The sequence below is a fragment of the Ruminococcus sp. AF17-1AC genome, assembly GCF_003461385.1.
In the GTDB taxonomy this organism is placed as follows: domain Bacteria; phylum Bacillota; class Clostridia; order Oscillospirales; family Ruminococcaceae; genus Hominimerdicola; species Hominimerdicola aceti.
This window is the reverse complement of record NZ_QTWZ01000009.1, coordinates 58,441-81,735: the sequence shown is the minus strand read 5'-3', so window position 1 is coordinate 81,735 and position 23,295 is coordinate 58,441. Positions and strand designations below refer to the sequence as shown.

Sequence of the window (23,295 nt, the reverse complement as noted above, 5' to 3'; positions counted from 1 at the left end):
GATTGGAGATCTAGATATAATGTCGGAAATAAAAAAGCCTGATATTTATAAAATGAATTTGCCTGCCGACCTGAAAAAGCTTTCCATTGCACAGTGTGAGGAGCTTTGCGGTGATATAAGGAAAATTCTTATAGATACGGTTTCAAAAAACGGCGGTCATCTTGCGTCAAATCTTGGTACTGTGGAGCTTACAATGGCTATCCACAGAGTTTTTGAATCACCTAAAGATAAAATCGTCTGGGACGTTGGTCATCAGGCATATACACATAAAATACTTACGGGTAGACTCAAAGAGTTTAAAACTCTCAGACAGGAAAACGGTATTTCGGGTTTTTGCAGACCTGACGAGTCAGTGCATGACGCTTTTATAAGCGGTCACAGCTCTACTTCTGTTTCTGCGGCGCTTGGGATCGCCACAGCAATGAAGCTGAGTGGTGATAAAACTCACCATGCTATAGCTGTAGTCGGTGACGGTGCTTCAACAGGTGGCGAGCTTTACGAGGGGCTTAACAATGCAGGCAAAAGTGATACAAATATCATCGTTATCCTCAACTACAATGAAATGTCTATCTCAAAAAATGTTGGCGGAATGGCAAAATATCTTTCCTCCATGCGTACAAAAGAGAGCTATCAGCGCACAAAGGGCAGAGTAGAGAGAATGCTTGATAAGACGCCTGTTATAGGTAAACCTGTGAAAAATGCCGTTCGTAACTCCAAAAATGCGGTCAAGAACATGATACTTCACAGCACCATGTTTGAAGATCTTGGCTTTCACTATATTGGACCTATCGACGGACACAATCTTGAAGAACTTGAACAGGGACTTATGGCTGCAAAGGCAGTAAACAAGCCTGTTTTTGTTCATGTGAATACTATAAAAGGCAAGGGCTATGCTCCTGCAGAAGCTAACCCAGGAGAGTTTCACGGGGTTGGCTCCTTTGAGATAAAAACGGGCAATCCCGACGTCGTACTTTCTGACAGCTTTTCTTCTATAATGGGAAAAGAGCTTTGTGAAATGGGCGAAAAGAATAAGCGTCTTTGTGCAGTCACTGCGGCAATGAAATACGGCACGGGGCTTCAGTATTTTGCGAAGCGTTTTCCTGAACGCTTCTTTGATGTAGGCATTGCCGAAGAACACGCAGTTACTTTCTGTGCTGGGCTTGCTTCTATGAACTATGTACCTGTTTTTGCGGTGTACTCATCGTTTTTGCAAAGGTCATACGACCAACTTATCCATGATATGGCAATAGGAGGTTGTCATGCAGTTATATGCGTTGACCGCGCAGGTATAGTCGGTGATGATGGTGAAACACATCAGGGAATTTTTGATGTTTCTTTTCTTACCTCTATGCCCAATATGAGGATATATTCTCCGTCTAATTATGACGAACTCAGGCTGTGCCTGCATAAGGCTGTTGAGGACGACAGTGGCATTTGTGCTGTGAGATATCCAAGGGGCAGGGATCAATCGCTGTATGATACATCTGATCCTGTTTCAACTTACGTTTATCGTCATATAGAGGGCGCAAAGGTTCTGCTTGTTACATACGGCAGGCTTGCAAATGATCTTTTTACAGCTATAGAAATACTCAGAAATCGTGATATAAAGTGCGATATTATTAAGCTCGTGAATATTTTTCCTATAGACAATGAGGTGGTTGATATAATGTCAGCCTACGATGCTGTGCTGTTCTTTGAGGAAGCTTATTACTGTGGAAGTATTTCAGAGAAGTATGCTTCTATCTGCCCAAATGTGGCACAGTTTGCTATTGACGGTTTTGTGAAGCACGGAAAATGTGATGTGCTACTTGACGAGCTTGGTTTTTCAGCAGAGAAAATGGCTGATACAGTTGAGGGCTTCTTGAAAGATGAGTGAAAGACTTGATGTGTATATAGTTACTAACTGCGGCGTAAAAAGCCGAGAACGTGCCAAGCAGCTTATAAAAAATGGATTTGTGTCGGTAAACGGCAAGGTCTGCGTCAAGCCTTCTATATTAGTTGATGAGAACGACGTGGTGAAATGTAGGCCTGACGATATGAAGTTTGTCGGCAGGGGCGGACTTAAGCTTGAACACGCCTGTGATGTTTTCGGGCTTGACTTGACAGGTAAAGTTTGTGCAGATATCGGTGCTTCAACTGGGGGATTTACTCAGTGTATGCTTGAACATGGCGCAGAATTTGTCTATGCGGTGGACGTGGGTCACGGACAGCTTGATGAAAGTTTGTGCAATGACAGTAGGGTGAAAAACTGTGAGGGCGTGAATGCACGATATCTGACAGCGAATTTTTTTGACAGACCTGTGCAGTTCATAAGTGGTGACCTTTCGTTTATTTCTCTAAAACTTGTTATAAAATCCCTTTGCGATTGTCTTTGCGATGGCGGCGAAATGGTTCTTCTTATAAAACCTCAGTTTGAGGCTGGCAAGCAGGCTCTCAATAAAAAGGGTATCGTCAAAGATCGTAAAGACCATGTGAGAGTGATAACCGAGCTTCTTGGCTGTTTTCGAGCAGAGGGGCTTGCGGCTGAAAAGATAACAATTTCACCTGTTAAGGGCGGCGACGGCAATCTTGAATATCTTATTCTACTTAAAAACGCTGACATGACGGCTGACAAGCTTGGTCAGCTCAATATAAAAGAATTTGTGAACGAAGCTTTTGATAGCTTCAAAGACTAAACGCAAGAGTGGTAATATTATGAAAATTTATCTTTATCCAAATCTTGATAAAACTCATTGCTTTGAGTATACGACCGCAACATATGAAAGGCTGCGCAAAAATGGTGCAAAACTTTTTATGGATACATGCTATAAGCACGTTTTCGGAAAGATCGATATCACTTTCTGTAGCGAAGACGAGTGTGTAAAGCAGTGTGATATGATTATTGCGATCGGTGGTGACGGAACGATACTCAAATGCTCTCTTAAGGGCTGTGAGTTTGAGAAGCCTATACTTGGCATAAACTGTGGCAGACTCGGTTTTATGGCCTCTCTTGAACATTCACAGCTTGAATTGCTGGACAAGCTTTTTTCTGGAGAATATACCCTCAGCCGCCGAATGATGTTAAATGTAAATGTCGAATGTGGCAGTGAAAATAAGTCATATACTGCGCTTAATGATGTCGCAGTAACAAAAGCTGACGATTGTAAGATAGCCGATTTTGAGGTGTCAAAAAACGGCAGACTTATTTCTTCACTTCGTGCAGACGGCGTTATACTTTCTACAGCCACAGGCTCAACAGCCTATTCAATGTCAGCAGGCGGACCCATAATCGAACCTGAAATGAAGTGTATAGAGTTCACACAGATATGTGCTCACTCGCTTTTTGCAAGATCTATGATACTTTCAGAGGACAGCGTTATGAAAGTCAAGTGTCACACTAACAGTGGCTCTCACGCAATCGTCAGCGTTGACGGTAATAATGTTTTCAGACTTTCGGCAGAGGACACTGTGATAGTATCAAAGTCGAAGTATTTTGTTGAAATCATAGATATAAGCGGCGGCAGCTTTTTCTCGTCAATAAACAAAAAGCTTATGCAGCCGTTGAAGGAATCAGCGGAGGACGGCATATGAAAAATCAGCGTCAGAATTTGATAATGCAGATTGTCAAAGACGAAAATATCGGCACTCAGGAGGAACTTCGTGAAGCGCTTAAAAGGCATGGTCTGAAAGTCACTCAGGCAACAGTTTCAAGGGATATAAAGGAGCTTTCCCTTGTAAAGACCATTGGTTCAGACGGCAATTATAAATACAGCCTGCCTGCACTCAAAAAAGATATTGCAGAGCAAAACAATGGTATTTTCGGCATAATTTCAGACGCAGTTGTGTCGGTGGATCATGCGCTTAACACTGTTGTGGTGAAATGTCATACGGGCATGGCACAAGCAGTGTGTGCAAAGCTTGACAAGCTTGGGCTTGACAATGTTGTGGGAACGCTTGCAGGTGACGACACGATATTCATACTTATGCGGACAGAAAAAGATGCGTCCCATATGGCAGAGGAACTGAGATCCTCTATTATTTCTTAAACAGCAGAGGAATGATCTAAAATGTTAAGTGAACTTTATATTGAAAATCTTGCCGTGATTGAAAAGGCAACTATAGATTTTTCTGATAAGCTTAATGTTTTCACAGGCGAAACGGGAGCAGGTAAGTCTATACTTATAAATGGAATAAATGCTATCCTCGGTCAGCGTGTCACTAAAGATATTGTGAGAACAGGCACGGACAAGGCTGTTATTTCAGCGTTGTTTACTGACATTGGGGACAATGTTTTGCAGGTACTAGACGAGCTTGGTATAAGCGCAGAAGACGGACAGCTTTTTCTTACCCGTGAGATACGTTCAGATGGTGGAAGCGTTGCAAGAGTCAACTCGAGAGCGGTGAACGTTTCCGTACTTAAAGCTATCGGAGAAACGCTTGTAACTATCCATGGACAGCACGACAATCAGATACTCATGGCTCCTGAACGTCATATAGAGATACTTGACAGCTATGCCGAATCGGAAGCTCTTATAGAAGATTATCACAGCTCTTTCAGAGAGCTTCAAAGCATTGCAAAGAAGATAAACAAGATAAAAACTGAGCAAAGCAAAAAAGAGTTTCGCATGGCTGAGCTTGCTGATATTGTCGAGGAGATAAATGCGCTAAACATTCATGAAGGCGAGGATAAAGAGATAGAAGCAGAGCTTAACATCTCTAAAAATGCTGTTGCAATCTCTGAGGCTCTTTATATGGCAAAACAACTTCTTTCGGGCGATGATGACACAGATGGTGCAGTGGAGATGACGCAGAGAGCTTCAAAATCGGTTGAGGAATATACTGATATAATGACTGAGATATCGCCTATATATGACAGACTTAGTTCTGCGGCTATTGAAATGGAGGATATTTCCGAGGAGATAGGCTCACTTCTTGACAGCCTCGATATCGACCCGAAACGTTATGATTACCTTAATCAGCGTTCTGATGAACTCAGGCGTATCATGAAGAAATATGGACCTGAGCTTGATGATGTACTGACTACTCTTGAAAATTCACAGAATGAGCTTGATGAACTGAGCGGAGCAGAGCAGAGCTTAGACGAGCTTAATAAAGAAAAGGAAAGACTTCTTGCGGAGGTATCAAAGAAAGCCAAAGCACTTTCAGACCATAGAAAAAAAGCAGGAGAACGGTTTGTTTCTCAGGTAACAGAGGAGCTTGAATTTCTCAATATGCCAAAGGTCAAGCTGGTGGTTCAGCAGAAAACAGGCAAGCTCACCATAAATGGCATGGATAGCATAGAGTTTCTTATTTCTGCAAACCTTGGCGAAGAGCCAAAGCCTATTGCGAAGATCGCTTCAGGCGGTGAGCTTTCAAGAATAATGCTTGCACTGAAAAACGTAATTGCAGAAAAGGACAGTATTGGCACGCTGATATTTGACGAGATAGACACAGGAGTAAGCGGCAGAGCGGCTCAGAAGATAGGTATAAAGCTGAAACAAATATCTCGCCTTAGGCAAGTTCTTTGCGTGACCCACCTTGCCCAAATGGCTGTTATGGCGGATAATCATTTGCTTATTGAGAAAAATATACAGGGTGACAGGACAGTTACAACTGTTAGAACTCTCGATCATGAGCAGAGAAAGTATGAGATAGCAAGGATAATGGGCGGTGAAAATATCACAGAGCTTATGCTTGAAAATGCTGAACAGTATCTTAAAGACGCTGACAATATGTAACACAAAGTCCCTGATGATTGCGGGGACTTTTTTGTGAACGTACATTTATTATTTATTGTTGTAAAATTCATAGTAATGTGGTATAATAACAATCGGTAGGTGATTATTTGAAACTTGAACATATAAACGTCAAAGAAGCCGTGAGATATATGGGAATGGGCAATAACAAGCCAGACGAACGCACGGCTTTGTTGATAGATGAATGTGAAAAAGAGCTTTTGAAGGTCATTGAGCCTAAATTTGTGTACAGAGTGTTTGATGTCGCTCATAAAGATAACGGTGTTGAGGTCATCGGTACTCCGTTGTTTCTTGGCGGCAATGATATATGCAGACACCTTGAGGGGTGCGGTAAATGTGTGCTTTTTGCAGCGACTATTTCTTCGGGCGTTGATAGAAAGCTTCGTGCTTATGAAGCAGAGGATATGGCTAAAGCTATGATAGCGGATTGCCTTGCAAGTGCGGCTGTTGAGCAGGTATGCGATATAGTTGACAACACTGTGAAAGAAAAGCTCAGCGGATATAATCAGACATGGAGGTTTTCTCCAGGTTATGGCGATCTGCCTATCAGCGTGCAGAGAGTTTTTCTTGACGTACTCAATGCGCAGAAATTTATCGGGCTTAATGCAACTGAAAATAATATACTGACGCCGAGAAAGTCTGTTACGGCGATAATCGGATTGTCAAAAAATGAAATATCAAGGGGCAGACGTGGTTGTGCCTGCTGTAATATGAGGGAAGTCTGTCAATTTAGAAAAAGAGGAGATCATTGTGGATTTTAGAACATTACTTAAAACAAAAGAATTTGTCATACTTGACGGAGCAATGGGTACGATGCTTCAGGCAAAGGGACTTGAAATGGGTGGCACTCCTGAAGCCCTTAACATAGACAAGCCTGATTGGCTGGTGGACATACACCGCCAGTATATAAACGCAGGCTCAGACATTGTTTACGCCAACACTTTCGGTGCAAACAGACACAAGCTTGAAAAGTGCGGATATACTGTCCAGCAGGCTATCACTGCGGCTATAAAAAATGCTAGAAAAGCCTGTGAGGGTACTGATACCCTTGTTGCTCTTGATATCGGACCTATCGGACAGCTTCTAGAGCCAACAGGAACGCTCACTTTTGAAGAAGCTTACGATATTTATAAGGAGCAGATACTTGCAGGAGCTGACGCAGATCTTATCGTTTTTGAAACAATGACAGATCTCTATGAACTTAAAGCGGCTGTTCTTGCGGCAAAGGAAAACAGCGATCTTCCTATAGTCTGCACAATGACTTTTGAGGAAAATATGCGTACATTTACTGGCGTTGCTATAAGCTCCATGGCTTTGACTTTGGAGGGTCTGGGCGTTGACGCAATCGGTGTGAACTGCTCATTAGGACCAAAGGAGCTTTATCCTGTTGTGGAGGAGCTTTGCAAGTGGACAAATCTCCCTGTTGTAGTAAAGCCTAATGCAGGACTTCCTGACCCTGTTACAAATGAATATAACTGTTCACCTGAAGATTTTGCAGAGTTTGCAGAAAAGCTTATCCCATTGGGAGTTAAGGTGCTTGGAGGTTGTTGCGGAACTAATCCTGAGTATATCAAAAAGCTTGCTGAAATGCTCAAAGGCAAAAAGCACGTCAGCGTGCATAATGATATCCCTGCCGCTTGCTGTTCACCGACACATACTGTGGTTATAGACCAGCCAAGAATAATCGGCGAACGTATCAATCCTACTGGCAAGAAGCGTTTTAAAGAAGCACTGCTTGCAAACGATATTGACTATATCCTAGGTCAGGCTATCGAGCAGATACACGCAGGTGCGGATATTCTTGATGTAAATGTTGGTCTGCCTGGAATCGACGAAAAGAGTATGATGGTCAAGGCTGTAAAGTCTTTGCAGGGCGTTGTCGATGTGCCTTTGCAGGTGGATTCAACTATACCTGAGGTGCTTGAAGCGGCTCTGAGGGCTTATAATGGCAAGCCTATCGTCAATTCTGTAAACGCTGAGGACAGCTCCATTGAAAATGTTCTTCCTCTTGTAAAGAAATATGGTGCGGCTGTGGTAGGTCTTACTCTCGATGAAAACGGCATACCAAAGAGTGCTGACAAGAGATTTGAGCTTGCTAAAAAGATACTTGACAAGGCGCTTGAATACGGTATTAGAAAAGAAGATGTGTATATAGATTGTCTTACTCTTACCGCTTCTGCGGAGCAGGAAAATGTTATGCAGACAGTAAATGCAGTGGAACGAGTAAAGAACGAGCTTGGACTTAAAACAGTTCTTGGTGTATCGAATATCAGCTTTGGTCTGCCTAGCAGAGAGATAGTTAATCACAACTTTCTTATGATGGCGCTCACAAAGGGTCTTGACCTGCCGATAATGAATCCTAATATTGATTCTATGACGGCAACTGTTCGTGCCTACAAGCTTCTGACAAACATTGATAAAAACTCTGTTGACTTTATTTCTCACTACGGTGGCGAGAAAAAAACTGCTCCTGCCGCAACAGGCGCAAAAGCTGAGATAGACTTGCCGTATGCTATCGAAAACGGTCTGAAGAAAGAAGCAGCAGACCTTACTGCAAAGCTTTTGCAGGAAACAGAAGCCATGAACATTGTCAACGATATGCTTATCCCGGCACTTGATAAGGCTGGTGCAGAATTTGAAAAGGGCAAGCTTTTCCTGCCGCAGCTTATCCAGACAGCAGGCACTGCACAGGCTTGCTTTGAGGTAATAAAAAATTACATTCTGTCAACGGGTGAAAAAAGCGTTTCTAAGGGCAAGATAATCCTTGCAACAGTAAAGGGCGATATCCACGATATCGGCAAGAACATTGTAAAGGTACTTCTTGAAAACTATGGTTATGACGTTATTGACCTTGGCAAGGACGTTGACTATCAGACAGTAGTTGATTGTGCAATAGAAAATGACGTACATCTTATCGGTCTATCTGCGCTTATGACAACAACTCTTGTGAGCATGGAAAATACAGTTAAGCTTCTTCGTGAAAACAATGTTGACTGCAAGATAATAGTAGGCGGTGCGGTGGTAACGGCTGACTATGCAGAGCAGATAGGCGCTGACTATTATGCAAAAGATGCAAAAGAGTCGGTAGATATCGCAAGAAAATTTTTCGGAAACTGAATAAAATAACTATGACCTCCCATAATCTGAACAACAGATATTTATGGGAGGCCATTTTTAATGAAAAAGTTTGTTACAGCTATCATCATTTCATTTGTCGTTACAGTAAGTTCTGCAGGCATCAAAGCCGCTGCTTTTTCCTCATCAAACCTTGGGGCAGCATTCGTTTTGAGCAATGTTATGTCAGATGAAAAAAACGATAAAAATGGCAGTGGTATAACTGTCATAGACGGCAATAGGGAAGATATAAAGTTTACTTTTAAAATAGCCGAGATAATTAAAAGCCTTTTTAGCTAAGTGTACATTTATTTGTACTTGTATCAAAAGTACGATTGACTTTTGAGCCTTGCCGTGTTATTATATAAATATCAATCATAACGGAGGCTCATTCAATGGTAACAGTTATAAGCGGTGGCTCTCACAGTGGACGTGACAAAGTTTTCATAGATAAGATCAAGTCTGCTGTAAAAAACGGCGAGCAGGTCATGGTCATAATACCTGATCAGTTTTCTTTTGAATATGATAAAAAACTGTATGAACACCTTGGTGCGGCAGATTTCAACGTCATACAGACTGCAGGCTTTAACCGTATCGCTGAGTTCACAGAGAAGCTTTATGGCGGTAGGGTAAAAGAAAATGCTGATGATAACGTCCGCACTATCCTTATGTATAAGGCAGTCAGACGTCTTAAGCAGACAAAGGATATCCGCTTTTATAAAAAGAGTCTTGAAAAGGGCAGTTTCTTAGCCGAACTTAACGAACTTGTGAGCCAGTTTCGTGAAAGCGGAATAACACCGCAGGATCTAGCTCTTGCTGCTGAGAAGCAGAGCGGCTCTCTTGCCATGAAACTTTTTGATATCTCAAGGCTTTATGATTTTTACATGGATGAGCTTGAAAAGGCAGGAATGCAGGATACACTGTCTGCAATGGCAAGAAGTGTGGATCAGGTGAAGGAAAACGGATATTTTCGTGGAATGACAGTTTTTGTTGACGCTTTCAACGATTTCTCTTTTGATGAACTTAAAATGCTTGACGCTTGTATCGCACAGTGCAAGAGTATAACGTTCTCTCTATGTATCGACAATGAAAGCATTAGAAGATATGCAAATCACCCATTTGCTGATACTCTTAAAACGTTGCAGCAGATAACAGATATTTCCGCTGATCATAATTACAAGGTCAACACGGTAGAGTGTCGTAACAGCTCATTTAGAGTCCCTGAACTTGAATATGTGAGCAAAGAGATTTACAACACCTGCAAAAAGCCATACGTCGGAAAGTGTGAAAATGTTTCTGTTATATCAGCAACGGATATTTACGAAGAAAGTGAATTTGTCAGTGGAAAGATATGGGAGCTTGTTAGAGAAAAAGGCTATAAATTCAGTGACATAGCTTTGCTTGCAAGAAACCTTAAAGATTGTGCTTCCGTTTTTGAGGGTACGTTTGACAGATATGAGATACCATATTTTTCAGACTGCAGTGACAGTGTTTCTTCATCATCTCTGGTGAGGTATATGAACTTGCTTTTCAAGTGCTTGCTTTCAAGAAAGTATTCCACGGACAATATTTTGAAATACATAAAATCGCCGCTTTTTCCAATGCTGAATATCGAGATATCAGATCTGGAAGACTATTGCATACGCTGGAGCGTTGATGGTGATATGTGGCTCAGTGATTTTACTGTTGCAGGTGATCTCAGCGAAAAACAGCTTGAAAAAATAAACTGCTCAAGACGAAAGATAATCGAGCCTTTTGAAGCATTTAAAAGCAAACTTGTTAAAGACGTTACAGCAGGGGAATTGTGCCGTGGGCTTTATGATCTTCTCGGTAGCATTGAGCTTTCTCAGCAGACCTTTTCTGTAGTAAAAAAGGCAGGAACTTCGGATAACGAAACTCAGCTTGAAATGGCAAGAGGATTGAAACAACTTTGGAACTCTGTTCTTTCGGCTATCAAATCCGTCTATGACTGCATGAATGACGAAGTTATCTCCCTCAGACAGTTTTATGAGCTTTTCAAGCTCATGCTTTCGCAAATGAGTGTTTCACGTCCTCCGCAGAAACTAGACTGCGTAAGGATATGCGACCCGAGCCATTCAAGGCTTGAGGGTGTAAAGGCTGTCTTTCTTGTTGAGGTGAACGACGGCATATTTCCTGCATCTTTAAGCTCTGGTGGACTTATCACAGAAAATGAAAAAATGATATTAGAGGGAAGCGATATTCATATCTCACACAGCGCAAGAAAATCTTTTCAGACAGAGAAGCTTGTGTGCTACAACGCTTTTACCCTTGCAGACGAAAAGCTCTATGTGCTTTATTCAGAATCTGACCTTGTAGGAGAAACTCACCACCCATCTGCGCTTGTTTCCGAGCTTAACGGAATGTTCGGCAAAATAAATACCAAAGCTCAGGACATGGGGCTTGATTTTTACTGCACTTCTTTCAGGACAGCTTACTATAAATATATGGAACATTCCCGTGATAAAAACGCTACAATTTCTGCGATTAGGTCTGTGTTGGGGTTATCGCAGGAATATGCCGAGAAACTTATGCGAACAAAGAATCTTCATGAAAACGGTGACTATAAGCTTGACGAAAAGACAGCAGAAAAGCTTTTCATGTCAGAACAGCCTGCAAAGGTCTCGCCTACTCAGCTTGATACATATTATAAATGCCCGTTCAATTATTTCTGCAAGTATGGTCTTGGTCTTAAAACTGTCAGAAAGGCAGATATCGACGGGCTTAACAGGGGACTTATCATTCATCAGCTTCTTGAAAAGATAATGCGTAAAGATGATGACGGCACAGGCTTTGACAAAGCTTTCCTTACTCTCTCAGATGATGAGATAAAAGAGTATATCCACAAAAACGTTACCGAATATATAAAGGAAAGCCTTGGTGGAATGTTCGGAAAATCTCCGTCATTTGTATTTTTACAGGAGCGTATGGAAAGCAATATCCTGCATATCATTCGTTTTATGCAGAATGAGCTTCTTCACTCAAAATTCAGACCTGCGCTTTTGGAATACAAAATAGACAAGTCCGAAGGAGAAGACAGACTTATCATAGACGTAAACGGCAGAGATAAGATAATCCTTACGGGAATTATCGACAGAGTTGACGTTTTCGAGGACGAGAACGGTGAAAAATATGTGAGGATAATCGATTATAAAACAGGCTCTATTGACCTTAAATATTCAATGCTCTACAATGGCCTTAATTTGCAGATGTTCGTGTATCTTACCGCTTTACTTGAAACCAAAAATCCAGTGAATATAGACGGTGGATTGAAGCAGGCTGGTATCGTATACTACACGCTAGGAAACAAGCCTAAAACATACGAGCAGACAGCCGACGCTGACGTAGAAGAAGCCGAGAGCAGATCACGGCTAAACGCTTTCAAGCCTATAGGAAAAGTCGTTGATATAAAGGCCGTCACTGAAGCTTTCAGCTCAGAAGAAAATTATGCCTATGCGCCTTTTAAATATTCTAAAACCAACGGCATTTCAGGCACTGTTCCAGACGGCTTTTTTACAAAGCTCAGAGAATTTGCTATAGGCAAAGTGGCGCAGTTTGGTGAACAGCTTTGCCAGGGAAACATTCAGGCGAGACCTGTAGCGGAAGCCTGCAAGCACTGTGATTTTCACGATATCTGCGGCAGGGTAAACCAAGAGGACGTTACAGACGTGAAAGACAGCGTTTATGAAGAAAAACTTATGAAAGAACTAACTGACAGAAAGGAGAAAAAAATAATTGGCTGATACAAAATGGACCAAAGAGCAGGAAAGAGCCATTAGTGACCGTGGCAAGGGCATTATAGTTTCAGCGGCGGCAGGAAGCGGCAAAACCACAGTGCTTATAGAACGAATGATACAACTTCTTTCTGATGAAAAAAATAAAATACCTGCCGACAGACTTCTTGCAGTAACATTCACAAAAGAAGCCGCTTCAAGCATGAAAGAAAAGCTCAGCCGTGCTTTTGACGAACAGCTTCGCCGTGACCCTGAAAACAAGTGGTTGCTTAGTCAGCAAAATCTAATCCAGCTTGCGAGGATATCTACAATAAATTCTTTCTGTCTTGACCTTGTGAAAAGTAATCTACATGAATTTGATTTTCAGGGCGGACTTGATATACTTGATGACAGTGTGCAAAATCTTATTTTGCAGGAAGCTATCACGCAGGCTTATGAAAAGCTTTGTGAAGAAGATTATGAAAGCTACAAACTGCTGAAAAACGCTTTTGCGGATAAAACTCTCAATGAAATCACCGACAATCTTTATAAATTCATGCGTTCGCTGCCGTTTCCTAAGCGTTGGATAGCAGAGGTACATAAAAACTTTACTGATGATAAGATTTTTGACAGCTTTATAAAAGATAATATATGTGTAGCTCAAACAAAGCTGAAAGAAGCATTTTCAATGTATGAGGTTTTTGAAGAATATGCCTGCCGTAAAGAGATAGAGGGCATACCTTTTATAAAACATATCAAAATGAATGAAACTGCCGACAGTGACAGAGAACTTCTTCATAGGTTAAGAAAGCTTCTTGAAAGCGGTGATATAGATACTATTGCTAAGTCAGATTGGAAATTCAGCACCATAAAAAGATTTCCCACGAACAAGGCTTTCAATGCATCACTTGACGATGATATTCGCATTAGATTCAAGGACAATTATGCCTTCTGTGCATCATACAGAAACAAATATAAAGATATCGTAGCTAAAATTACCGATATGTTCAATAACACAAAACTAATCATGAAGGAAAATATGCTTGAATCTGACAGAATATTTACTGTTCTGTGCAGGGTATGCGAAGATATAGACAAGATCTCACAAGAAATGAAGCTTGAACGAAATGGCGTTACTTTTTCTGACGTTGAGATAATGGCGAGAGAATTGCTTGTAAAAGATACCGAGAATGGACCTGTTCGCACGGAGCTTTGCGAGGAAATTTGCAGAAACAGGCTTTATGAGCTTATTTTCATAGACGAGTTTCAGGACGTGAATAATCTTCAGGAGCTTGTTTTCCGCTCGCTTTCTGATTCTGATAACTTGGATATCATGGGCAAAAATGTTTTTGTGGTTGGCGATATAAAGCAGGCCATATATCGTTTCAGACTCTCAAATCCTGAACTTTTCAGCAAAACGAGAAATGACGCTTCCGCACCTGAAAACAGCGAACAGCTCGAGGCTATCTTGCTAAGCAAGAATTTCAGAAGTCGTGAATCTGTGGTTGATTTTGTAAATTTTTTGTTCCACTATCTTATGACACAGCACACAGGTCAGGTGGATTATGATAGAAATGAAGAACTTCGATACGGTGAACTTTATGATGAAAATAACAAGCCTACAGAAATAATGCTCATACCTTTTGATAAGGACTACAAAAAGACAAATGGCTATTCTGTGGAGAACAAAGTAATAGCGCAAAAGATAAAGCATATGCTTGAAAAAGGTGAGGAAGTCAAAGATCATGGCTCTCTAAGACTATGCCGTGCAGGAGATTTTTGTATACTTGTTCAAAAGAATGATGAAATTACCCTTATGGCAAAAGCCCTTGAAGAAGTAGGTCTGAAAGCATATTCTGAGGATACAAACGGATACATGAAGTCAAGAGAGATAACCCTTGTGCTGAATATGCTCAGGATAATTGACAATCCTATGAACGATATTGCAATGACAGCTATCATGATGTCGCCTATCATGGGATTTACGCCTGATGAAATGGCGGCAGTAACAGAAAAGTCAAAGAAGCCTAACAGCAAACTGAAAGACCATATCTATCAGGTGGTAGCGGCATCAGCTTCTGCTGAGGACAGCCACGAAAAGGAAGCTACCCATATAAGCTTTAATAATAAAACATTGCAGGATAAGTGCATAGAGCTTAATAAGCTTATTAATTCCCTGCGTTATCTTTCAATGAGCATGGGTCTTGAACGGCTCATAAGAAAAATATACGACATGACCGACCTTATGGGGATCGTTTCGCTGTATCTTGATTCTGATAAAAAGCGAGCAAACCTTCGTCTGCTTCTTGAATATGCTTCATCCTATGAGCAAAATAGTCAGGAGGGTGTAACTGGTTTTCTAAGATATATCGACTCTGTGTCCTCAAATGAAAAAGCCTTTAAGCAGGCAATGACGGTAACAGAGGGCTCAGATTCCGTTTACATAAAAACCTACCATGCTTCAAAAGGTCTTGAATATCCATTTGTATTTTTATGTCAGCTTGATATACCGCTTATAAAGAAAGACAAAGGTTACTGTTCACATAACAAGCTGGGCTTTGCTTTCAGTTTTATGGATAACAGCAAACTTATGAGAAAAACTTCACTTTACTATGATAAGCTTTCAAAGGAATCAAAAGCAGAGGAAAAAAGTGAAAAACTCCGCCTGCTTTATGTTGGATGTACAAGAGCAAAAGAAAGACTTTTTGTAAGCTATGCACCGATTATTTACAGCAATACCACATATGAGAAGGTTATTGAACGTAAGGTGGGGATAGTTGACAGGCTTAGAAACATATACTCAAAGCAGGGAGATTCTCTTGAAAATGTTGTGGCGGACGCTGAAACGATGCTTGATTGGATAACAATAACGCTTGCACTTCACTCCACGGGTGATCAACTCACATCTTGGCTTGGCACTGATAATATAGCTGTCAGTGGGGACGAATACCCTGAGCCTGAGATAATATATAATGAATACGGCATTGAAAATACAGAGCAGACACAGGAAGAAGATACAACTATTAGCGAAATAGAAGCGGACAAAACAATACTTAGAAATCTTCTTGACAAATTTGCATTTGAGTATGATTGGTCAGGAGTATCAACACCAGCAAAGCTTACTGTTACGGAGATAACTGCGGCTGAAAAAGAGAAGCAGACAGAGAAAACCGAACCTGAGTTTTATCCTAGTCTTCCACGGCTTGATGATGAGTTTGATAAACTATCAGCAGCGGAAAAGGGAACTTTTACCCACAAATTTATGGAGTTATCGGACTATGATAAGGCACATGAAAGCGTAAAAACAGAGCTTGAACGTCTTGTGAATCAGGGGTACTTCAGCCAGAAAGAAGCTGACGGAGTTTATGTTGAAGCACTTGAAGCATTCTTTAGATCTGATTTTTATGATCGTGTGAAAAATTCCGATAATGTGATGCGTGAAAAGAAGTTTCTTGTTTCAATGAGTGATCTTGACTTAAGTGAAAATCTTCCTGAATATAATGGTAACAGCGGTATGCTTCAAGGTATCGCCGATTGTATCTTCCACGAGCCTGACGGATATGTTATTGTTGATTATAAAACTGACAGATTTAATGATTTGTCACAGCTCATGGGCTATAAAACACAGCTTGCACTGTATAAAGCATCGTTTGAGATGATACTCGGAGAGAAAATAAAAAGCTGTTATATTTATTCATTTTGGCTACGGAAAGGGGTTGAAATCAAGCTCTGAATGTGATATAATGACGTATAGAGAACTTTGATAATATTTTTTTGAAATAATTTGAGAAAAGGTATTGACAAGTGGGTAAAAGTGTAGTATAATATCATGGTAAACAAAGCAGAACAATGTCCGTTCTCACCTTAAGCGCAGTTCTCTGTAGTAAAAAGGTCAACATGAATTTGCATATCAATGTGATTTTATGCGGGTACGGATCAGTTCTGTGCCCGTTTTATTTTATTTTTGGAGGTGCTGCGTCATTAGCAACAGGGAACATCAGATCAACGAAGAGATCCGTGATAAAGAACTCAGGGTCATAGACGTTGACGGAAATCAGCTTGGTATTTTAAGTGCTGACGAGGCTCTTAAAATTGCATTTGAGAAAGATCTTGATCTTGTAAAGATCGCTCCTCAGGCAACTCCGCCTGTATGCCGTATCATGGATTATGGCAAGTTCTGTTTTGAACAGACAAAGCGTGCGAAGGAAGCAAAGAAAAATCAGAAAGTTATTGAGATCAAGGAAGTTAGAATGTCATCTACGATCGACACTCATGATTTTAATGTAAAGGTCAATCAGGCTGTTAAATTCCTTAACGGAGGAGATAAGATAAAAGTTTCTGTAAGGTTCAAGAAAAGAACTTTGGCTCATCCACAGTTCGGTGAAGAACTTCTTGCAAAATTCAAAGACGCTATCTCTGAAGCCGGCGTTGTTGACAAGCCATCAAAAATGGAGGGACGCAGTCTTGTGATGTTCGTTTCTCCGAAAGTAAACAAGTAAAATAATAAGGAGGATAAATACAATGCCAAAGATCAAAACACATTCTGGTGCTAAGAAGCGTTTCAGTGTTACCGGTAGCGGTAAGGTTAAGTTCCAGCACACAAACAAAAGACACAGACTTACTCAGAAGGATCACAAGCGTAAGAGAATCCTGCGTGGTGCAGCTTATGCAGATGATACCAACATCAAGAACGTAAAGGCTCTTATCCCTTACAAATAAACGAGTTGTAGGGAAAACAAATTTTAAAAATTTCAGGAGGTAATAACTATGGCTCGTGTAAAGGGAGCAATGATGACTCGTAAGAGAAGAAATAAGACTCTGAAGCTTGCTAAGGGATACTTTGGTGCCAAGAGCAAGCACTTCAAAATGGCTAAACAGGCTGTAATGAAGTCAGGTCAGTATGCATACATTGGAAGAAAGCAGAAGAAGAGAGATTTCAGAAAGCTTTGGATCACAAGAATTTCAGCAGCTGCTAAAATGAACGGTATGAATTATTCAACATTCATGAACGGCGTAAACAAGGCTGGTATCAATCTTAACAGAAAGATGCTTTCCGAAATAGCTATCAGCGATCCTGCTGGTTTCACAGCGATTGCAGAAAAGGCGAAGGCTGCTCTTTAATAGTCAAAAACACGCACGTTCTTGTAACCTGCGTGTTTTGTTGTATATTAAGGCAACACCATATATGACGCATTTGGCAACTAAATGATTAAATTTTCAGAATAAGAGGTGACGCAGTTTGCATATTAATAGTAAAGATAACCCTAGAGTGAAGCTTTTCAGAAAGCTTCTGTCTTCAAAAAAAGCTAGGGAAGAACATGGATTGTTTGCTGTTGAAGGTGCAAGAAACTGCGTTGACACCGCTTATGAAGCTGTGTGCGGAAGAATAAAAGTCCATTCTGTTTTCTATACTCAAACGGCCTTGACTAAATATAAAAATACACTTAAAACTGATACCCTTTTCTCGTGCACAAGACCTGAAGATGTTTTTGAAATATCTGATGAGCTTGCGAAAAAGATGACAGATGAGGGAAACTCCCAGGGCATTTATATGATCGTTTTCAAGGTCGATTTGCCTTTTGTGGCTGAGTATATTGACAAAAACGGGAAGTATCTCGTGCTTGATAATTTACAGGACCCAGGTAATTTGGGTACGCTTCTAAGAACTGCCGATGCCGTAGGCGTTAGTGGAGTAGTTATGACAGATAATTGCGTTGATCTGTATAACCCAAAGGTGGTTCGTTCCGCTATGGGAAGTACTACAAGACTTGATCTTTTTGTAGTGGATAATTTTCTGAACGTCGCAACGCTTTTTGATGAGCTTGGTATTGTTACAAATGCTGCAGTTGTCAGAAACGGTGAAAATATCACAGAATTTGATTTTGACAGACCGTGTGCTGTTGTAATAGGAAACGAGGGCAAAGGTTTGCCTAAAGAACATTCAGACATTTGTAAAAATCGTGTGACTATTTCTATGCACGGCAACATAGAATCACTTAATGCTGCTTGCGCAGGCACAATCATTTTGTGGGAAATGTTTCGAGGTGGCAGTCATGGATAAGGAAAGACTTTTATTGTGGATAAGAGCGGTTCTGATTTTCACTCCATCGAGCAAACGTATATGGGAAGTTTCTGCAAATTATGATGATATAGTTGAGTTCATGACTGCACTCGATGATCATATGGTCAGCGGACTTAATGATAAAGAGCTGCAGAGGATAGGAAAATATAGTCTTAAAGACGCAGAAATCATAAAAAAACGCTGTGAAGAGCTTGGCATAAATATTTATTGTTACGAAAGTGAGGGCTATCCTGACAGACTTAAACGGATCGCAAATCCACCTGCTGTTCTGTATACTTATGGTAACCTTGACTTTTTAAACGATAAATGCGTTATTTCAGTAGTAGGCTCCCGTGAGCCGTCTGAATATTCTGTAAAGATAACGAAGCATATTTGCGCAGATCTTATAAGAAGAAACTGTCTGCTTGCTTCGGGGTTTGCAGGCGGTATAGATCAGATCGCTAACAGGGTAGCTATTGAAAATAATAGTAGACCTATAGCTGTGTGTGGCACAGCTCTTGATTGTGATTACCCTAAGGGAAGTAATGAGCTAAAAAAACAGATCGCTGAGAATGGAGTAATAATATCAGAGTATTTTCCGGGTTATAAACCATTTGGAAATGCTTTTGTGAATCGCAATAGAATTCTTACTGGACTTTCAAATGCAGTGCTTTTTACTGAGTGTAGCAAGGAAAGTCATGGTCTTGATAATGTCAATCACGCCATATCTCAAGGAAAACAGGTATTTGTAGTACCGCCACATGATATCTATGACAGTCGATATTTCGGACAACGAGATCTCATAAGAAATGAGTGTCAACCTGTGTTCGGCGCAGAGGATATAGTGTATTCGCTTGGCAATGAAAGGTATCAATCTCTTAGACTTGTGGAAAGCCTGGGAGAGTTCACGCTTCCTGCTGAGGATTCTGCTATTCTTAACAATGGCGAGCCTAAGACAGTGAAGCACAGAAAAAGCAAAAGAAAAGTGCCTGACAGCAAGACTGTTTCTGAAACAGAAGTGGTAAAGCCAACACCTGAGCCTGATCTGTCAGGGCTTGATGATACACAAAAGAGCATTTGTAAACTGTTAAAAAGCGGAAATATGCTTGTGGACGAGATAGCCGCAAAGCTTGGTATGGATATTTCTGATGTGCTTGCACAGCTAACGGAGCTTGAACTTTATGGCACTGTTAAGTCATATCCGGGCAAAATGTTTGGACTTTAATATATATTAAGAATGGAGAATAGATTTGTCTAATTTGATCATAGTTGAGTCACCAACGAAGATAAAAACAATTAAGCGTTATCTTAGCGATGATTATGAAGTCGTGGCTTCAAAGGGTCATGTCCGTGACCTGCCAAAATCAAAGCTGGGCGTCGATATAGATAATAATTTTGAGCCTAAATATGTCAACATAAAAGACAAAGAGGGCGTTATAAAAGATATAAAAAAGCTTGCAAAGAAAAGCGACCATGTTTATCTTGCAGGAGACCCTGACCGAGAGGGAGAAGCCATTTCATGGCATCTTGCATTGCTTTTGGGTCTTGACCTGAATGATAAAAACCGAGTAACTTTCAACGAACTTACTGAAACTGGTATCAAAGCTGGAATGAGTCATCCACGTTCTATTGATATAAACCTTGTTAATGCACAGCAGGCAAGACGTATCCTTGACAGACTTGTGGGCTATAAGCTTTCACCTTTTCTTTGGAGAAAGATAAGAAAAGGACTTTCAGCGGGCAGAGTTCAGTCTGTCGCAGTTAAAATGATATGCGACAGAGAAAACGAGATAAGGGCATTTGTATCTCAGGAATATTGGTCCATTGACGGAAAATTTTCTGCAAACGGCGAAAGAAAGACCTTTGCTGCAAAGCTTAATACAGTTGACGGAGAAAAGCCAGAGTTGAAAAATAAAGAGCAGGCTGACGAGATACTGAAAAGACTTGAGGGTGCCGAGTTTGTTATCGACAAGGTAAAAAAGAGCGTTCACAGAAAATCTCCTGCCGCACCATTCACCACCTCGACTTTACAGCAGGAAGCGTCAAGACGTCTCAGCTTTCAGGCGAGAAGAACGATGAAAACCGCTCAGGAGCTTTATGAGGGTGTTGAGATAAACGATATGGGTCAGACAGGTCTTATCACCTATATGCGTACCGACAGCCTTAGAATTTCTGATGAAGCAAGAGCAGCGGCATATGATTTTATCAGAAAAAAATATGGCGATAAGTATATCCCTGACACACCGAAAAAATATAAAACTAAGGGCAACGCTCAGGACGCTCACGAAGCCATCCGACCAACACACCCAGAGGTAACACCTGATATGGTAAAGGCAAGCGGAGTGACGAGTGACCAGTACAAGCTTTATAAACTCATTTGGGAGAGATTTATAGCTTCTCAGATGTCAAACTGCCTTATGGACACTGTTTCTGTTGATATCTCTGCAAACGGTTGTAACTTCAAGGCAACAGGCTATTCTGTAAAGTTCGACGGATTTACTGTTCTTTATGAAGAGGCTAAAGACGATGAGGGTGAAAAGAAAAACGTGCTTCCTCCAATAAAATCCGGTGACTCAATAAAGGTGCGTAACCTTGAGGGAAATCAGCATTTTACTCAGCCACCTGCAAGATACACAGAAGCGACCCTCGTAAAAGCGTTTGAGGAAACAGGCATCGGCAGACCTTCGACTTATGTTCCAACTATTACAACCATAATAAACAGAAATTATGTTGAGCGTGACGGAAAACAGCTTAAGCCGACTTCGCTTGGCGAAGTAACAAACCAGCTCATGAGCGAGCATTTTGATAAAATAGTTGATGTTAAGTTTACTGCAAACATGGAGAAATCTCTTGATGAGGTTGAAAGTGGCAAGAAAAGTTGGGTAAAAACTTTGCAGGACTTTTATGGTGACTTTGACGAGGAATTGACTGAAGCCGAAGAAGCCATGGACGGGAAGCGTATCAAAGTTCCTGACGAAGAAACAGATCAGGTGTGCGAGCTTTGCGGCAAACCTATGGTAATAAAGATAGGCAGATATGGCAAATTTATGGCTTGCTCAGGCTTTCCTGAGTGCAAGAATACCAAGAAAATAGTTCAGGAAACAGGCGGAATTTGCCCTTACTGCGGAAAGAAAGTGCTTCTTAAAAAGTCTAAAAAGGGCAAGAAGTATTACGGCTGTGAGGATAATCCTGAGTGCAAGTTCATGACATGGGACGTTCCTACCGAAGAGAAATGCCCTAAGTGTGGCAGTACGCTTTTCCAGAAAGGCGGAAAGAACGGAATACTCATTTGCCACAAGCCTGATTGCGGATATGAAAGGAATTTATCTAATGGCGGTTAAGGTAATAGGTGCAGGACTTGCAGGCTGTGAAGCTGCGTGGCAGTTAGCCCAAGCAGGGATAGACGTTGAGCTTTATGAAATGAAGCCGAAAAAGTTTACGCCCGCCCATAAATATAAGGGCTTTGCAGAGCTTGTCTGCTCAAATTCATTGAAAGCGGACAGAATAGATTCAGCCGCAGGTATGCTAAAAGAGGAAATGCGCAGGCTTGGCTCTGTTACAATGGAATGTGCAGCTGAAACTAAGGTATCAGCAGGCGGAGCACTTGCTGTTGATAGGAAAAAGTTTTCCGATATGGTCACGGCAAAGATAATGAAAAATCCTCACATCACTGTTATCGAGGAAGAAGTCACAGATATACCTGATGGCGATGTTATAATCGCAACAGGTCCTCTTACAAGCGATGGGCTTGCAGAGAGTATCGGCAAAATATGCGGTGATTATCTGTATTTTCATGATGCCGCCGCACCTATCGTCACATATGAAAGTCTTGATAAGGACAAGGTTTTCTTTGCATCGAGATATGGCAAGGGAGAAGCTGATTATATCAACTGCCCAATGAATAAGGAAGAATATCTCAGGTTCTATAATGAACTTATCAATGCGGAATCCGCTCCGCTCCATGATTTTGATAAGGAGCATTTTTCTAAGGACGGGTTCAAGGTGTATGAAGGCTGTATGCCGGTTGAGGTCCTTGCCAAAAGAGGAGAGGACACAATGCGTTTCGGTCCGCTGAAACCTGTAGGTTTGACAGACCCACGAACAGGAAACAGACCTTATGCCGTCGTTCAGCTTCGTGCAGAGAACGCAGAGGGAAGTCTGTATAACCTTGTGGGCTTTCAGACAAACCTTAAATTTGGTGAGCAGAAAAGAGTATTTTCTCTTATCACAGGACTTGAAAATGCAGAATTTATACGTTATGGAGTCATGCATAGAAACACTTTCATCAATTCGCCTAAGCTCTTAAATCCGCAGTTTAATATGCGAGATAGAGAAAACCTTTATTTTGCAGGTCAAATGACAGGCGTTGAGGGATATATCGAATCGGCGGCAAGCGGAATTTTTGCAGGTCTGAGCATGGCAAGACGTTTGCAGGGCAAGCCTGCGGTTACCTTGCCTGATACCACTATGCTGGGTGCGCTTTCAAAGTATATAAGCGATCCTACTGTGGAGAAGTTCCAGCCTATGGGATGTAATATGGGTATCCTGCCTGAGCTTCCTGAACGTATAAGAGATAAGAAACTGAAATATAAGATGATAGCTGAAAGGGGTCTTGCAGACCTTGACAAGGCTATTGAGGAATTTTAAGGAGAAT

Annotated in this window: 17 protein-coding genes; all 17 read left to right on the top strand. The window is 41.2% G+C overall.

All coding sequences use genetic code 11. The features are described from left to right. Nucleotides 1-19 precede the first annotated feature (19 nt). The 17 genes from dxs (at nt 20) to trmFO (ending at nt 23,288) form a co-directional block, all read left to right on the top strand. Nucleotides 20-1,876, top strand: coding sequence for a 1-deoxy-D-xylulose-5-phosphate synthase (dxs, locus tag DWW81_RS07845; RefSeq protein ID WP_117897274.1), 1,857 nt, complete (start codon nt 20-22; stop codon nt 1,874-1,876). Further along, nucleotides 1,869-2,675, top strand: a complete 807-nt coding sequence (locus DWW81_RS07840) for a TlyA family RNA methyltransferase (RefSeq protein WP_117897273.1) — start codon at nt 1,869-1,871, stop codon at nt 2,673-2,675. Before dxs ends, DWW81_RS07840 begins: the two co-directional genes overlap by 8 nt. 19 nt (nt 2,676-2,694) lie before the next feature. Further along, nucleotides 2,695-3,570: an NAD(+)/NADH kinase gene (locus DWW81_RS07835; protein ID WP_117897272.1), complete on the top strand. Its 876-nt coding sequence runs from the start codon at nt 2,695-2,697 to the stop codon at nt 3,568-3,570. After that, complete coding sequence (argR, locus tag DWW81_RS07830) at nt 3,567-4,025, top strand: arginine repressor (RefSeq protein WP_022286859.1); 459 nt, start codon at nt 3,567-3,569, stop codon at nt 4,023-4,025. Before DWW81_RS07835 ends, argR begins: the two co-directional genes overlap by 4 nt. Before the next feature lie 21 nt (nt 4,026-4,046). Beyond that, the gene (gene recN / locus DWW81_RS07825; protein ID WP_117897271.1) at nt 4,047-5,717 is read left to right on the top strand and encodes a DNA repair protein RecN; all 1,671 of its coding nucleotides are present in this window, start codon (nt 4,047-4,049) and stop codon (nt 5,715-5,717) included. Between the two features lie 107 nt (nt 5,718-5,824). Then, nucleotides 5,825-6,496 carry a vitamin B12 dependent-methionine synthase activation domain-containing protein gene (locus tag DWW81_RS07820; protein ID WP_242989583.1) on the top strand — a complete coding sequence of 224 codons (672 nt, stop codon included), beginning with the start codon at nt 5,825-5,827 and terminating at the stop codon, nt 6,494-6,496. Continuing rightward, nucleotides 6,486-8,852: a homocysteine S-methyltransferase family protein gene (locus tag DWW81_RS07815; protein WP_117897270.1), complete on the top strand. Its 2,367-nt coding sequence runs from the start codon at nt 6,486-6,488 to the stop codon at nt 8,850-8,852. Before DWW81_RS07820 ends, DWW81_RS07815 begins: the two co-directional genes overlap by 11 nt. 60 nt (nt 8,853-8,912) lie before the next feature. Then, nucleotides 8,913-9,149, top strand: a complete 237-nt coding sequence (locus tag DWW81_RS07810) for a hypothetical protein (RefSeq protein ID WP_117891962.1) — start codon at nt 8,913-8,915, stop codon at nt 9,147-9,149. 95 nt (nt 9,150-9,244) lie between these two features. Further along, nucleotides 9,245-12,610, top strand: a complete 3,366-nt coding sequence (locus tag DWW81_RS07805; RefSeq protein WP_117897269.1) for a PD-(D/E)XK nuclease family protein — start codon at nt 9,245-9,247, stop codon at nt 12,608-12,610. Next, nucleotides 12,603-16,313, top strand: coding sequence for a UvrD-helicase domain-containing protein (locus DWW81_RS07800; protein ID WP_117897268.1), 3,711 nt, complete (start codon nt 12,603-12,605; stop codon nt 16,311-16,313). The genes DWW81_RS07805 and DWW81_RS07800 overlap by 8 nt, the downstream gene beginning before the upstream one ends. Before the next feature lie 211 nt (nt 16,314-16,524). Beyond that, the gene (infC, locus tag DWW81_RS07795) at nt 16,525-17,079 is read left to right on the top strand and encodes a translation initiation factor IF-3 (protein ID WP_022286866.1); all 555 of its coding nucleotides are present in this window, start codon (nt 16,525-16,527) and stop codon (nt 17,077-17,079) included. Between the two features lie 22 nt (nt 17,080-17,101). Then, entirely contained in the window at nt 17,102-17,299 is a 198-nt protein-coding gene (rpmI, locus tag DWW81_RS07790) for a 50S ribosomal protein L35 (RefSeq protein ID WP_022286867.1), read from the top strand. Between the two features lie 48 nt (nt 17,300-17,347). Then, nucleotides 17,348-17,701, top strand: coding sequence for a 50S ribosomal protein L20 (gene rplT / locus DWW81_RS07785; protein WP_022286868.1), 354 nt, complete (start codon nt 17,348-17,350; stop codon nt 17,699-17,701). A gap of 118 nt (nt 17,702-17,819) precedes the next feature. Then, nucleotides 17,820-18,641: an RNA methyltransferase gene (locus DWW81_RS07780; RefSeq protein ID WP_117897267.1), complete on the top strand. Its 822-nt coding sequence runs from the start codon at nt 17,820-17,822 to the stop codon at nt 18,639-18,641. Then, nucleotides 18,634-19,866: a DNA-processing protein DprA gene (locus DWW81_RS07775; RefSeq protein WP_181982701.1), complete on the top strand. Its 1,233-nt coding sequence runs from the start codon at nt 18,634-18,636 to the stop codon at nt 19,864-19,866. The genes DWW81_RS07780 and DWW81_RS07775 overlap by 8 nt, the downstream gene beginning before the upstream one ends. Nucleotides 19,867-19,891: 25 nt before the next feature. Then, complete coding sequence (gene topA, locus DWW81_RS07770) at nt 19,892-21,982, top strand: type I DNA topoisomerase (RefSeq protein WP_117897265.1); 2,091 nt, start codon at nt 19,892-19,894, stop codon at nt 21,980-21,982. Continuing rightward, on the top strand, nt 21,972-23,288 hold the full coding sequence (trmFO, locus tag DWW81_RS07765; protein WP_117897264.1) for a methylenetetrahydrofolate--tRNA-(uracil(54)-C(5))-methyltransferase (FADH(2)-oxidizing) TrmFO: 1,317 nt from the start codon (nt 21,972-21,974) through the stop codon (nt 23,286-23,288). The genes topA and trmFO overlap by 11 nt, the downstream gene beginning before the upstream one ends. Nucleotides 23,289-23,295 lie beyond the last annotated feature (7 nt).